This window comes from Paenibacillus sp. FSL L8-0436, assembly GCF_038593025.1.
Taxonomy (GTDB): Bacteria; Bacillota; Bacilli; order Paenibacillales; family Paenibacillaceae; genus Paenibacillus_AQ.
In genome coordinates this window covers 2,417,186-2,430,835 of sequence record NZ_CP151955.1, presented here as the reverse complement: position 1 = coordinate 2,430,835, position 13,650 = coordinate 2,417,186, and the positions used below count along the sequence as shown (strand labels likewise).

11 protein-coding genes are annotated in these 13,650 nt (G+C 50.3%); all 11 read right to left on the bottom strand.

What is annotated here, in order from left to right:
* Positions 1-246 precede the first annotated feature (246 nt).
* The 11 genes from NSS79_RS10975 to NSS79_RS10925 all read right to left on the bottom strand — a co-directional run bounded on the left by NSS79_RS10975 (position 247) and on the right by NSS79_RS10925 (position 13,627).
* Positions 247-1,467: an IS256 family transposase gene (locus NSS79_RS10975; RefSeq protein WP_342439383.1), complete on the bottom strand. Its 1,221-nt coding sequence runs from the start codon at positions 1,465-1,467 to the stop codon at positions 247-249.
* A gap of 83 nt (positions 1,468-1,550) precedes the next feature.
* Complete coding sequence (locus tag NSS79_RS10970) at positions 1,551-2,051, bottom strand: SMI1/KNR4 family protein (RefSeq protein ID WP_342439382.1); 501 nt, start codon at positions 2,049-2,051, stop codon at positions 1,551-1,553.
* A gap of 447 nt (positions 2,052-2,498) precedes the next feature.
* On the bottom strand, positions 2,499-2,963 hold the full coding sequence (locus NSS79_RS10965) for a hypothetical protein (protein ID WP_342439381.1): 465 nt from the start codon (positions 2,961-2,963) through the stop codon (positions 2,499-2,501).
* 17 nt (positions 2,964-2,980) lie between these two features.
* Entirely contained in the window at positions 2,981-5,605 is a 2,625-nt protein-coding gene (locus NSS79_RS10960; RefSeq protein WP_342439380.1) for a zincin-like metallopeptidase toxin domain-containing protein, read from the bottom strand.
* Between the two features lie 22 nt (positions 5,606-5,627).
* Positions 5,628-6,113, bottom strand: a complete 486-nt coding sequence (locus NSS79_RS10955; protein ID WP_342439379.1) for a DUF4280 domain-containing protein — start codon at positions 6,111-6,113, stop codon at positions 5,628-5,630.
* 69 nt (positions 6,114-6,182) lie between these two features.
* Positions 6,183-6,743 (bottom strand): hypothetical protein, encoded by a 561-nt coding sequence (locus NSS79_RS10950; protein WP_038589080.1) that lies wholly within the window; start codon positions 6,741-6,743, stop codon positions 6,183-6,185.
* Positions 6,740-7,978, bottom strand: a complete 1,239-nt coding sequence (locus NSS79_RS10945) for a pentapeptide repeat-containing protein (protein WP_342439378.1) — start codon at positions 7,976-7,978, stop codon at positions 6,740-6,742. The genes NSS79_RS10950 and NSS79_RS10945 overlap by 4 nt, the downstream gene beginning before the upstream one ends.
* A gap of 95 nt (positions 7,979-8,073) precedes the next feature.
* A complete protein-coding gene (locus tag NSS79_RS10940; RefSeq protein ID WP_342439377.1) occupies positions 8,074-9,498 on the bottom strand; it encodes a hypothetical protein in 1,425 nt (474 codons plus the stop codon).
* Entirely contained in the window at positions 9,491-10,126 is a 636-nt protein-coding gene (locus tag NSS79_RS10935) for a hypothetical protein (protein ID WP_342439376.1), read from the bottom strand. Before NSS79_RS10935 ends, NSS79_RS10940 begins: the two co-directional genes overlap by 8 nt.
* A 42-nt stretch (positions 10,127-10,168) precedes the next feature.
* Positions 10,169-10,945 carry a DNA and RNA helicase gene (locus NSS79_RS10930; RefSeq protein ID WP_342439375.1) on the bottom strand — a complete coding sequence of 259 codons (777 nt, stop codon included), beginning with the start codon at positions 10,943-10,945 and terminating at the stop codon, positions 10,169-10,171.
* A gap of 30 nt (positions 10,946-10,975) precedes the next feature.
* Positions 10,976-13,627 (bottom strand): molecular chaperone, encoded by a 2,652-nt coding sequence (locus NSS79_RS10925; RefSeq protein ID WP_038589071.1) that lies wholly within the window; start codon positions 13,625-13,627, stop codon positions 10,976-10,978.
* Between the last annotated feature and the right edge of the window lie 23 nt (positions 13,628-13,650).

The following is a 13,650-nucleotide window of genomic DNA, read 5'->3' as shown; positions in this document are numbered from 1 at the left end:
ATCTGTATGCTTCCCCTAACTACCCTCATTACAACTAAAAGTTAGAAACTGGAGGTAACCAAAATTTGCATACGACATGCATATACCTGTCAAATATCAGGGTCAATACTTCCCGTTATGGTCAAAGTACTAGAATTATTTTAAGATGATTTAGATTGCTATGAATCTCTTTTCAATATCGGGTCTGTCAATAATTTTGTGTAAACTCTTTTAAGCATAGATTCCCCCGAGGGGGAAGTCGCGAATCTAACGCAAGTGTTGACCGACCCGATCAGGAAAGAAGACGGACAACTGGAGCAGCATTTGCCCCCAGTTTTGTACACGTCCCGTCCATTTCCGAGTGACGTCAACGGTAGCTAAATAGAGCATCTTCAGCAATGCCTCATCCGTAGGAAAGATGCTTTTTCCTTTCGTTACTTTGCGTAGCTGGCGGTGGTAACTCTCGATCATATTGGTGGTGTAGATGAGTTTGCGGATCTCAGGCGGGTACTTGAAAAAGGTAGCAAGTTCGTCCCAATTTGTCCGCCAGGAACGGATAATAAGAGGATATTTAGCGCCCCAGACTTCCTCAAAACGGTCGAGTTCAAGCAAGGCGCCTTCCTCAGTAGCGGCCTTGTATATAGGCTTTAAGTCGGCGGTCACCTTCTTAATGTCCTTGTACGACACGTACCGTGTGGAACTGCGGATCTGGTGAATAATACACTTCTGGATTTCAGTTTGGGGGTAGCAGGCTGCAATCGCTTGAGAGAACCCGGACAGGTTGTCCACGCAGATAATGAGAATGTCCCCCACCCCGCGATTTTTCAGCTCATTGAGCACGCTCAGCCAGAACTTGGAGGACTCGTTCTCCCCGATCCACATGCCCAGCACATCTTTGTTTCCGTCCAAATCAATGCCAATGACCATGTAGGCGGCCTTGTTGATAATGGCCCCGTCTTGTTTGACTTTAAAGTGGATGGCGTCCAGATAGACGACCGCATAGACGCCCTGCAGAGGCCGGTTCTGCCATTCTTTAATGAGAGGAACAATCTTGTTCGTGACATTGGAAATGAGCGTAGGAGAGACTTCAATGCCATACATCTGTCCTAGATGATCCTGGATTTCTCTTGTACTGACGCCTTTGGCATACAGGGCAATGATTTGTTCTTCGATGCCCGTTACGTTCGACTGATGCTTCTTGACGACAAGTGGCTCAAACTCACCCAGACGGTCCCTAGGGATAGCGATTTCCTGTTCACCGTACTCACTGACGACCGTTTTGCGGCTCTTTCCATTGCGACTATTTGGAGTGAGTTTCGCCTTTACTTCATGCTTTCCGTAGCCTAAGTGAGTATCCATTTCGGCTTCCAGCATCTCCTGAATCGTCTCAGCGAATAGCTCTTTTAGAGCATTTTGCGCATCCTGTGCGCTTACCAAATTGTTTTCCTTAATAAATTCCCGTAACTGCTGTTTTGTCCAAAGTCCCATGTGTTCTCCCCAACCTTTCTCTTACTTCCATTTTAATGGGTTTGAGAGTTTACACAATATATTTTACAGACTCTCAATATCTGCTAATAACGCGGAAGTTCACCATTATATTTCTTTATCAAAAACTCTGAAAAAGTCTCACTTAATTTCGTGAAGTCATTTTGAGTGTATGACTCATCATAGCTTTCTTCAAAAAAGTAGACGGAAGGGTTGTCTCCATCATCAAGATTGAACAACCAATACATATATCCTTGGTGCCCCATAAAAACAAATTGATTATCACCGATTCTTTTATTAAAATTACATTCTTCTAATAGCTCCAATGCTCCTTCTTTAAATCCTTTAAATCTCTCCATATTCCTAATACTATAATCCGAACCACTGAACATCACATAACCTCTGCCAGCGCATTCCATAAACTTCAAATATGCTTCAGGCAATTTTTTGTTATCTGCTAATTGTGTTATTAGCATCATGTCATTTTCATCACAAGGTTTAAGTTCGTTACTATAATGATCCTTTAGGAACATTAAAAATGAATCAATATTGTCTTCTCCCAAGTATTTCTTTTTAATATTATTCATCAAATACAACTCCTCTTATCTGTTAATTCTTCATTTAAACTCTAACAATTTTAATATTTTTGAATTCTTCTTGAAATTAATTTTATAAACACCATTCTCTCTAAATACACGATCGGTATTATTTTTAGCATTGCCTGTTCCCATATTAATAATTTTAAACTCTACTAAGGAAAGATGGTAATTTATTTCGGTACAATATCCATCGAGGTATCTATTCGTTAAGTTGCGACCGATTTCAAAAACTGTGAGAAAACAAAGATAACAAAAAACAGGCCAATCATGGGGGTATCTGACCATAATCGACCTGTTCTAATGTACGCTCTTACGTTATTAACCTTATACTTTCCCAAAATGTGTTATTGATTGATAATGAGTTCCTTCTGTACCTACCCAACTACAAAATCTCTACTTAAAAAATAGAAATAAATATGATTTAAATTATTTCATTTATTCCTCATCATCTTCTTTATCTTCATCACTCATAATATACTCTATATCTTCATCAGTGAACTCGTTACCTTCTGATACTGGATGTCCATTAGGATCTAACATCCCCATTACCGCTTTATCTCGGTCTGATACAATTAAAGTATAATCTTCAAACAAAAATGGATTTGGTGGTAAATCTACAGTAACTCTCCAAGCAGGTCGAATATCATCATTCTCTCTATTTTCTAAATCTACTTTAAACGTATAGGCTTCATCAAAAAATAAACTTTCTATTTGCTCATCAACCGTCCCATCCAATTCATGTTCTTGATGGTACTTTTTTGCGATTTCAATTGCTTCTTCTGGGGTCGAAACGACATCAATCGGGATTTCTTCTATTTTACGATGATGTCTAGGAAACTCTTTATTTACTGATTCTATCAACTTTTCAAGTTCTTCTTTAGTTCTATTGTATTTTTTCACTTCTGTACTCCTTTCAACTATTTAAATTTCAATCGTAATCTGTTGATATACTCAATTGAATGTTTAATTGACGCATCATCGAACAAATGTTGATTTTTCATTATTTGTTCAAATACATATTCTTCTCTGTCTAGACGACTCAACTTCATATAAGCTTCTTTCCCTATACCCAACCATTGTTCAGCGTGATAACCTTCGTGGTATATATTCACAACAGTAGGGTTTTTCTTTATAAATATCCTTCCTTTTCCATAATCGAATGCCGCTTCGTGATTACCTGTGAGAATATTCCCTTTTTTATCCACTTTTACAGGTACCCCTAATTGTCCCCATTTTTCCTTGAATTGTTTCACCTGTTTCTTTGTTGCGAGTGTTTCTCCTATATCATTAGTTTGTTTATTTACTTTTCTATAATCATAACTTTCATTAGCTCTCTTATCACCTTCCCCCGTCCCCTTAGAACCCCCACCTTTCCCTTTCTTCAACCTACTCCGCCCCATAAGCATACTCAGGGTAAACGCCGCTGCCTTCACAATATTCGAATCTGCATGTTCGCTCAGTGCATCTACCCCAGAGCCCATCGCCAAAGTCGCCATGTAGTTGACTCCCATGCCCCCTGCTAGGTTCAGCACTTTTTTCAGCTTCGAGTGTTTTTCCAGGAGGGTATTCATTTGGCTCTTCAACTTGCCAGCTAGATCGAACGCGCTCACATTGCTCGCCAGCTTCTTCGCTTTTGTCAGCACTTTCCCTAGACCGGCATTCAGCGCATCCCCCGCGGTATCCGCTATTCTTCCGATCGCCTTCGCGACATCGGCTCCCTTGCTTGCCACGGTTTTGATTGCGCCGTAGGCTTTGCTCGCCTGGCCTGCCAGATCTACCTTCTGCAGTACTCTCCTGACTTTGTTTCCCAGCTTCACTCCCGTCGGTCCCCAGCCTGCAAAGGGTACTGAAGCACCTACCGAAAGGAGTGCACTCGTATAATCCCCACGCAGCGCGTAGATCCCCGCATTCGCCAAATCCGCGATTTCTCCAACACCCGGGATCAGGCCCGCCACATCCAGCACTGTCTGGCTTACATCCAGCACCTTACTCCAGAAGCCTTTTTTCTTCTTCTTCGGCTGCTCTTCGGGGGCGGCTTCTTCCGGTACTGCCACTTCGCTCACGAACGGGGCTTCGTATTGCGGCTCCAGGTCTTCGACCTGCACGGGCAGCTTTATGATGCCATTCATCGTTAGGCTGCTTCCCCGCAGGTCCGACATCCCGTCCAGCACCAGACTGCTGTCCCCGCATTGCAGGAACAGAATTTCCTTCGCTTCGATCTCTATACACTTCTCGCTGTCCAGTACCAAATCCTGCACAGTCTTTATCTGGATGCCGCTGTTACTCGTGATCGAGATGCCTCCGTCGTCCAGCGTGATGAACAGGCTGCCTTCGGTCGCGATCAGCGACATCTCCGCATCAGTCATCCGCATCTCTTTCCCGAAGTTCGTTCCCCAACTCTTGGTCGCCGGATCCGCGGTCTTCGGTGACGGACTGCTGCCCCGTCTCACCGATCCCATCGCGAACGCATCTTGTTCACGCCCGCTTCCGAAATACACCTGCACCGAATCTCCCGCTTGCGGCATGCAGTAGAACCCTCCACCGTCACTCGCGTAGACCGCTGAGTACGGCATCCAGCTCGCTTCGTGTTCCGCTTGGGTCGCATCCACGTCCAGATGCACTTTTACGGTATCCTTCGTGACCGCCAATATCTTGCCTTCCAGCGAGGCTCCTGCCAGTTCATCGTTGCGGATTTCATTCTCCCGGATCCCGCTGTGGGGACTGAGGGTATACGTATGTATGAGCATGCCCTGCCTAAGCCTGCTCTCTGCCGCTGCTACCCGCAGCTCCTGTCCTTGAAATTGTACGGTATCTCCGAGTCCGAACCAGCGCCGCGTCTCTACCCGGTATGAGGTGAAGTCTGCTTCTTTTACGTCTGCGGCTCCCGCCGACCAGGACATCTTCAGCGCGTGCAAATCTCTTGTTACTGTATAATTCTGATCCTTAAGCTCATGATATCCGCCATCCGGGACACCAAAATACAGCTTCGGCGCATCCGCCGTCACCTCCGGGATCACCACCGCTCCGAACCGGGATGCGATTCGCCGCAGGAACTGCCAATCCGTCTCGCGGTACTGTACCGTCAGCCCTCCCAGCTTCGTGCCGCTGCTCACGTAGTCGATGAGGTCAGACTTTGGGTAGGCTGATAATACCTGACGGATCACGTCCTCACATTCCATCTCGCTATGCTGAAACGAACGAATTCGCGGCTCGATGTCCAGCAGATACGAATAGGAAACGGCCTCCAGTTCCAGGATGTATACCCCCTGAACATCCCGGACGCCCACCTCCTGGATGATCCCCTGAAACAGCTTGCGTATTTCTTGGCCCCGTTCACCAGTCTCGATCAGGGAGATATTCTCTCCGTTTGCGGTCATATCGATTTCCCGGTCCTGTTGTTCTTCGGGAAGAACAGCGGTCAGGAACAAGCGTGCATGTCCGCCTGCCTTCCGCTCCATATGTATGTTCTGGATGCTGTGCACGGGATAGGGCGATTGGCACTTGAGGTTCCATGTGCCTGTTGCGGCTTCCACAATGCCCATTGTCTCACTCCTCTCCTTTACATTACCGGATGGCCCCGCCGAACCCGCTCGTCGTCCCCTCCAGGCTCGATCCCCCAAGCTCCTGACCGTCATCCTCGATCACAATTCGTCCCCCATAAACACACTGGTTCACACATGTACTGAGCAGCGCGGGGTGTCCATCCACAAGCACATCTGTTTTTCCGTCCATCCACGAAGTCGAAATCCCCGGAACACACGGCGCCTTCTTCCTCCCTTCAATATCGAGTTGCCCGATCTGAACAGCCGGGTTCAATAAGCTGGTACAATTCCCGAATGGCATAATGTGGATCATCGGGTTCTTGTCCTCCACATTCAGCTGTGCTTTTTCTTTCAGGTGTACGCCGTGGCTATAAGGGATTTTCAAGCGATTCAGCTGAGTTCCGCATGTACAGCTTAAGATTGCCCCGGCAACCACGTAGCTCGGCTCTGCCCCTCCTCCGTCCTGTTCCACAACATCCGGTCTCGTTATTCCTTTGATTTCTGCCATAGAGCTTCCCTCCTAAATTCAACTGCCTATGTTAGTTGAAGTGCCTACAATAAACGATTTCCATTTGCCTCAAACCATCGGCTCCGCTGTTGTCATCTCTACCCGCTGCATACATAACCCAGTAAAGTCCCTGCGCAAAATGGCTTCCGCGAGGGCGAGGTTGATCAGGAACACATTCTCGTGCAGCCGATTATCCACGGCCTGGACAATCGGCCAGATGCAGGTCTGCAAGCAGTCCGCATCTACCTTCAGCCGGGTAAGGCGGCCGCTGCTGTCGAACTGGCTGTCTTCGTTCAGACAGGCAAGCTGCGGTGGAACCAGGAACCAATAGGGGTACAGCTGCTCTCGTTCGGCGTCCATTAGTCCGGCTAGACGGAAGATCAGGCGCGGGGCAAAGGTCTGAAGCAGCTGCTTCAGAGGATCAGACCACAGCGGATAGGGCCGCTCAATGAGGTCCACAGCCACCGGCTGGTGACTGGGCTGCAGCGCAAAATGCAAATTAGCCCGCTCCAGTTCCCGTAAATCCTCCCCCTTCAGCCATTCCGGACGGATGGCTTCTTTTACACCACGCGGTTCAAGTGCCCCCCGCACACGCATGTCCTGTGAGAGCTGGAACCAGTCGTTTCTCATTGATGTTCCTCCTTCAGCCAATCCGTAATGGCTTCTTCAGTGAACGGAAGTTCCGGCATTTCCGGACGTTCGCTGAGCAAGCTGCATGCACCCGTGTCCATCTGCACTCCCATTAAGCAGGAGCCTGAGAAGTTCGTTCCACGCAGATCAGCTCCCCGGAAATCCGCATCGGTCAGATCGCACCATCCAAGGATCGCTCCGGTCAGCTTCGCCCCCGTGAATCTGGCCCCCCGCAGCTTGGCCAGAACAAATTCAGCCTCGCTTAAGTCTGCTCCGGCAAAGGATACTTCTTGGAAGCCCGGAATCTCCCAATTCCCTGGATCAGGAAGCCCGCAATCTGCCTCCACCCGATGAAATAATGCCCCCACCAGACGACAATTCTCGAAGCTTGCACCGTGCAGCCACCCCTGATTCCATTCCGTATCCGTCAAATCGCAGCCTTCCCAGACTGTACCCACCAGATTGCTCTCTGCGAAGCTGCTACCGCCAAAAGCGCTCTCGCGAAAGGCAGAATAACGAAAATCCATTTCACTGTAATCTCCGCCTGCCAGATCCAGCCGCTCCAGCGCGCCGTATCCGTAAGCACCTTCGATCCGCTCAGCCAGCCATTTCCGAATCTCGGTCTCATCCGTAGGGTCGCTATCCTTGCGGTAGACAGACTCGCTGATATCGAGATACTCGCCCACACGCACTTCAACAATTCCGCATTGCTCCAGCTCACGGAATCCCTCGGTAAGCATCGCCTCCGGCATCGCCGAGCGGAGCAGTGCAATGACATATTGATGCCCATGCTGCGATTCACGCAACAGCAGCTTCTCCAGGTCGGGACGGCTGATACCTCCGGTATACGGGGAACCCGGGCGTTGTCTTTCCTCCTCCAGCAGCAGCTGGAGCTCATCCAGATAGCCGAATGCCCAAGAAGCATCATACTCACCCGCCACAGAAGCAGGATCAAACAGCCACGTCTCATCCGAAACCTCCACCAGATAGACTCCGTGTCCTTCCTGCAGCCGGGTCCGAAGCATCGAATAGGTGAAATGCCCGATGGCTCCTTTCTCTCCTATGCTCTGCAGCTCCGCCACCTCCCGGCACAGCTTGTCAAAGTGGCGGATGAACGCCTCCTGTAGAGGCTTGCGGTTGGCCTGATACAGCTGCTCCCAATGCAGCAGCACCCGGTTACGAACCGGTTCCAGAATTTCTTCCATAAACATCTCCATCACAGCAGTCTGAGCCAACAGCTTCCCCTCCTGTTATCGCTTGCTCCAGTTTAGGCTTTCCTTCATAGCGAAACTAAACCGTTGTTTATAGGATGTTATCTGCACATCTTAGCTTAGTTCGTACGTACTTCAGTTCCGCTTAAAGCAGTCGTGCCGTCCATCTTCAGGCTGCTGTCCTTACAGATAAGGCTGAGCTGATCCTTGGCGGAAATGACAATGCTTTTATCCGCGCTCATCATGATATCTTCCTTAGCATTGAGCTTGATCAGCTTGCTGCTGATAATCTCGATCCCGCCGCCCTCACTAAGCCGGATGTAGATCTCTCCGTCCTTGCCGGTCACAATCACCTCATCCGGCGTCATCTTCAGCTCCTTGCCGGCCGGTGTGCGGAAGAACTTGTGGTCAGGGTTGCTCAGCTTGTTGCTCTCGCCTTCTTCGGCATTTTGCCGCACCGAGCTGGTTGCTACCCCTTCTTCCTCCTTGTTCCCCGGAAAATACACCCGAACATGATCGCCCTTCTCCGGCATGACGTACCAGCCGCTGTTGCCTTCTGCCGTGTACACAGATGAATACGGAAAGTCATGCGCCTCTCCTGCCTGCTGCTCCGAATCGATGTAGAGATGAATTTTGAGCTTGTCCTTGTTGATCCCGATTACCTGGCCTTGCAGCGAAACTCCGATAATTTTGTCATTATAAAAAGTATTCTGGCGAAGTCCATGACGCGAGCTTAAAATATAGCGGTGACGAAGCAGGCCCTTCTTCATTTCAGTGTAAGCTTCGTATACATACAGCAGCTTGCCTTTGAATTCGATCGCATTGCCCAGATCCAGTACCCGGCCCGTCTCGACCTCATAATATATGAAATCATCCTCGCCTACCTTGGCTGACGTATTCTGCGTAGTGTAACGGAATTTGTCCATTCTTTTGCGAACCCGGTAGTTAAAATCCTGCAGCTTGCCTTTCGAGGAGGTATCGAACACGCCAAAATAGAACTTCGGCGTATCAAAGACCGATGCAGGCATCAGACCGGTACGCAGACGTGAAGCGATCCGCTTCAGAAACTGCCAGTCTGTCTCTTCATACTGGAGCGTGAACTTGCCGATAGCCGCTCCATCCGTTGCCGCGTCCATAATATCAATATTGGCATAACCCTCCGCGATCTGATCCAGAAGCTGCGGGTAAGTCATGCTGTGGTTCTGGAAGGAACGGCTTTTCTTGCGAATGTCCAACTCATGGGTATGGGAGACCCCCTCCACTTCAAGGATGTGGACCCCGCGGTTCACCGACACACTCAAATTCAGAATGAGTCCGCTGAACAGCACCCAGCTGCCGCCTTCTTCATTCACCTGCGTGATCTCCACCACTGTATTTGATGAGCTCAGCCGGACATAGCTGTCCTTCTTCTCTTCATCCACAATACCGGTGAATTTCACATAGGTGTGCTCATTCATTTGCTTCGTAATGGTTAACTCCTGCAGACTGACCAGTTCAAACGGGCTAACCCGCAGATTATCGTAAGATAAGGCTGGTTCACTCATGAGACTCGTCTCCTTCCTTCTGTGGAATGAACTGAATGGATTTCATCATGGCCAGTGCGACCGGCTTCCAGTCATCAAGCTCCTCGTCCGTACAGTTAAAGGTACACATCAGTGCCCGATCCTCAAGTGAAGCGAACAGAATCAGATTATACAGATTGGCATTAACCGCCGGGGTCAAAAATTCACAAGTGGCGACCGGCTTGCCGTTAATGCTGAACTCATGGTCTCCATACCATTTCGTCAGCTTCTGCGTCCGGCGCAGCATCTGGATCATGGCCTTCTTGAAATCGGACAGCTCGTCCTCCGGCAGCGGGTTCATGGTGTGATTGATGGCAATGTTAATTCTGGCATTGGAAGTCGTATATATAACACTGGGTCGATGCTCAGAAGGATATTTCCGCTTTGCCATCTCCTTACTCATGAGCTTAAATGTCTTCGGGAGCAGCATGCGCATCGCACCGTCCAGCAGCTCCGTTTCCACAAAGGTGTGCGGCTCGTCTCCAATCTGCACCACGGGTGCGGTTAAATCCGGTCCAGCCTCTTCCGGAATCACTCCGTAATTATCCGTAGGCTGTCCGCCTGTATTGCCGTTAAGCATGGACACAATCTTCTCATCCCAATGCTCCATCTTCACCCCATCCTTCCAATAGTCGATTGATGCGCAGCCGCTCTACTCCACCAGCATCCGCTGCATACCCCCGTGGGCTTGCCCCTTATGTCCCTGTCCTCCGCGCGCATTTGTGAGAATCCGGTCCAGATAGCGGTGAATCTGCAGGCTCGGATAATCCCGGTATTCCTGTCCCAGCCGGCTCGCAATATAATGCAGGATAACGCTCCGGGCGATGACACCTTCATTCATACACAGCATACCGAACATCACATCATGCGGATCCGGCGTACCGGTACGCATAAGGCGCTGAGCATAGTCCTGAAGCACAGCCGGAGGAAGGGTACTGGCACCGGGAGCCGCATAGGGAACCTGCACCACCTGGAGCGTATTGTATTCGGTGGCCAGATCCGCGAAGCTCTGGTAATCCTTGCGCAATCTGGCCCCTTCCTTCAGCTTGAAGCGGGCGAGCTCCATCTCATGGGAACCGGTCCCGGACGCCGCATCTTCCAGTGCAAGCGAGGTCTGCCCCAGAGACAGGTCATGACCTGTCTCCAGCTCTGTGAAGCGGAGCTTCAGAACAGTCTCTTGACCTGTGGCCTTATAAGCAATTTCCGCCGGCTCCGTCATCATATAGAGCCGCCTCTCATGCATAAGTATGCCGGGGCTTACCGATAACCGTTCGGCGTGTACCTCCACCTCTGCCCCAGACACAATTCCATCTGCATAATCCCTGTAGTACAGCTCCCAAAACTGCCGGGGGAAATCACGCAGATCCTCAAGCATCCGGGTCTTTAGAATCCGTCCCTTATGAAACTCAGGGTAAGTATAGGTGAACATTTGCGGCGCTCCTTTCCCAGACTTGCCTTTTTACTTCAGTCCATCAAAAAAGTCCAGTTCCGAGGATTCATTCTCATAGGCGAACAGCCTTTTGTGACCCAGCAGCAATTGCTCATCACGGCGGGCCACAGGCAGGACATGGAAACCCCAATGCGAATGATCCGCGAACACGAAGAACTTCGTCTCCCCGTTCATAATGGAATCCGTATCGTCCTGCGGAATCTTCGTACCAAAGCGGGACTGGATGTCCTCGTACACCACCTGCTCGTAATTCTCCTTACGATTGACGTATACACATTTCTGCCGCAGGGTCCCGTCGCTGCCGCTGACATACAGCTCGACCTCGGCCGTCTCGAACGGCCGGGAAATGCTGCCGGGCAGACCGTCACTCCGCTCCAGACTGTTAATCAATACCTTCTGCCGGAGGTTGTGGGTATACGCGCTGACCGTATAAGGAATGACCGCCGCCTCATGGGTGATTTCCGCCTGAATTGCCCCCGTCTTTCTGGCACTGAGATAGCGGATCGCTCCCCGCAGGCAAGCCAGCTTCAGATCAGGAACACGGCCTTCCGCCGGTTTCTGGCGGAATTCTATACTGCGCCCCGGCACGAACTCCTTCAGCGCTTCCCGGAAAACATCGATCCGGCAGGACTGGCCTGTCAGCTTAATCATCGAATACTGGCCAAGCCTTCCCTCCCGGTAGAACTCCTCCAGGAACTTCCGGACTACGTCATAAATATCCGCCTTGATGAGCTGGGTTATCTCCTTGATGTTAAAGACCACATCCGGAAATTCAAATTCATCACGGAGTTCGCCGTTCCGCACCACGGACAGGAACCAGCGCTCCATCGTGGTAATCTGCAAATCGCTGTCCTGTCCGTCCTCGATGGCGGAGTGGAATCGGTTGCGGAGCATGCCGGTCTTGCGGAAGAATTGCTGCTTCATCTCTTCAGCAATCTCCCAGAGAAAATGGAAATTTCCGCGGACCCGCAAATATTCGTCCCGTGAACGATGCTCCCGGTGGGCGTAGGCTGTAGGAATAATCTGCTCCGCCTCCAAATACCGGCGATCGAGCTCCGCATATACACTCTGGACTCCCGCTTCATCGACCTGGCGGAACACATCTGCCCCCGGTGCTGCAATCAGGCTGTCAATATCGGTTGCGGCCCGCCGTCCGGAGTAATAATCCGCGAAGACAATCTTCATGAACTGCATAATTCTGTAAGTGATATTATTGCCGCCGAAATTGGTATCCCCATTCTCGTAGGTGGTGTGGATGTCCAGCTTGTAAGCAATCTGTCCGTCTTCCACAGTAAAGCGGCAGGAGGAAAGGTCGGTTGTGCCCCCGCCGCAATCAATTACCAGAGCTTGATACGGCACGCCCTCCATAAAGGCATTGCGTTCGATACCGTCGGCAATCGTGTTGTAGAGCACTGACATTCCTTCATCGAGGGCATGCTCGCTCTCGATTTCGTATTCGGGCAGAATCTCGCTGAACATCTCAAGGAACTGGGCCTTCATCTTCACAGGAGCGGACAGATGCAGCCGTTTGAATCTGCATTTGAACTGGTGCTCCGCCGTCAGAATTACATGTTCAAGGTAGGCACGCACAATATCCAGACGCGTCACTACAGCTGCATTGCCCTGGGCATCCACTACTTCCTCCTGTTTACTGTAATCGCTGATCCAACGCTTGATACCGCGGAAGACACTGGCCCGGCTGCTGTAGCCCCCCCTGCGCATGCTCTTCAGTGCTTCATATCCGAATTCGTACAGGATATTGCCGGGTTCTGAGCAATCTGCGATGCTGACTGCTGTCGGGAGCACTTCAATCCAGTCCGTATTCTTAAAGGTTGTATCCGGAAAGGTCACATAATTAATCTCTTCCAGGCGTACACGTCCGTTCAGAAGGTCCTGGCTGCTGGGTTCCTGAATATAACCTCTATGCAAATAAGCACCCGCCGTCGTATTGGAGGTGCCAAAATCGATGGCAAGCACGGCTTGCGTCTGTTCCAGCTCACGGATGTCCAGATGGGCTAGCGGAATTTTGGTATATTGAATGTTAACAGGCGGCAGCGGCTTGTCCGAATAATAAATCTTGTACAAATACTCCGAGTCACGCTTGCGGAAGAACAATAGACTGTACTGGCGGTTCCTGCTTCTCTCCCACCTCGCTCCACTGTCGGCGGTTAAGTAGAAGGTGCCCGGCACGGCTTCATCCTGCTCCAGATTGAAAATCCCGCACAGCTCCATACTTTCGTTCACCAGCAGCACATTGGAGTCCGTAAGCCCTCCTGCTGCAGTAACGATGTAGCGGTCCAGCCTGTCCACCTTAAGCCCTTCGTACAGAATCAGACGTGCGGGAACACTAATCCCGCCATCACTGCTTAGCGGCGAGGTCATATGGCGGTTGATCGCCTGCTGAATCCGTTCGAACCCGCCCTTATGCACACGGCCGATACACAGTACATCATCCGCTCCCAGAAATTTCAGGATAATCCGGATCAACTCTTCGCGGTCCGTCTGCGGACCCAGCCCTTCTACCATCCGTTCTTTGTAGCAAATGTTGCGAAGCTGAAAGGTCGTCATGTCCATAAGCTCTGCCCGCGTATATCGGGTGGTTCCCCGAATGCGTTCACGGCTCGCAGCATCAGGATGCAACCTGTATGTATAACCGTTCATGTTCGTAACCTCCTAGGCGGCTG

Bases quoted from the DNA above. Each gene is read 5' to 3' on its own strand.
- NSS79_RS10940 (WP_342439377.1), bottom strand. From the start codon at position 9,498: ATGAGTGAACCAGCCTTATCTTACGATAATCTGCGGGTTAGCCCGTTT.
- NSS79_RS10960 (WP_342439380.1), bottom strand. From the start codon at position 5,605: ATGGGCATTGTGGAAGCCGCAACAGGCACATGGAACCTCAAGTGCCAA.
- NSS79_RS10955 (WP_342439379.1), bottom strand. From the start codon at position 6,113: ATGGCAGAAATCAAAGGAATAACGAGACCGGATGTTGTGGAACAGGAC.
- NSS79_RS10975 (WP_342439383.1), bottom strand. From the start codon at position 1,467: ATGGGACTTTGGACAAAACAGCAGTTACGGGAATTTATTAAGGAAAAC.
- NSS79_RS10930 (WP_342439375.1), bottom strand. From the start codon at position 10,945: ATGTTCACCTATACTTACCCTGAGTTTCATAAGGGACGGATTCTAAAG.
- NSS79_RS10970 (WP_342439382.1), bottom strand. From the start codon at position 2,051: ATGAATAATATTAAAAAGAAATACTTGGGAGAAGACAATATTGATTCA.
- NSS79_RS10925 (WP_038589071.1), bottom strand. From the start codon at position 13,627: ATGAACGGTTATACATACAGGTTGCATCCTGATGCTGCGAGCCGTGAA.
- NSS79_RS10950 (WP_038589080.1), bottom strand. From the start codon at position 6,743: ATGAGAAACGACTGGTTCCAGCTCTCACAGGACATGCGTGTGCGGGGG.
- NSS79_RS10935 (WP_342439376.1), bottom strand. From the start codon at position 10,126: ATGGAGCATTGGGATGAGAAGATTGTGTCCATGCTTAACGGCAATACA.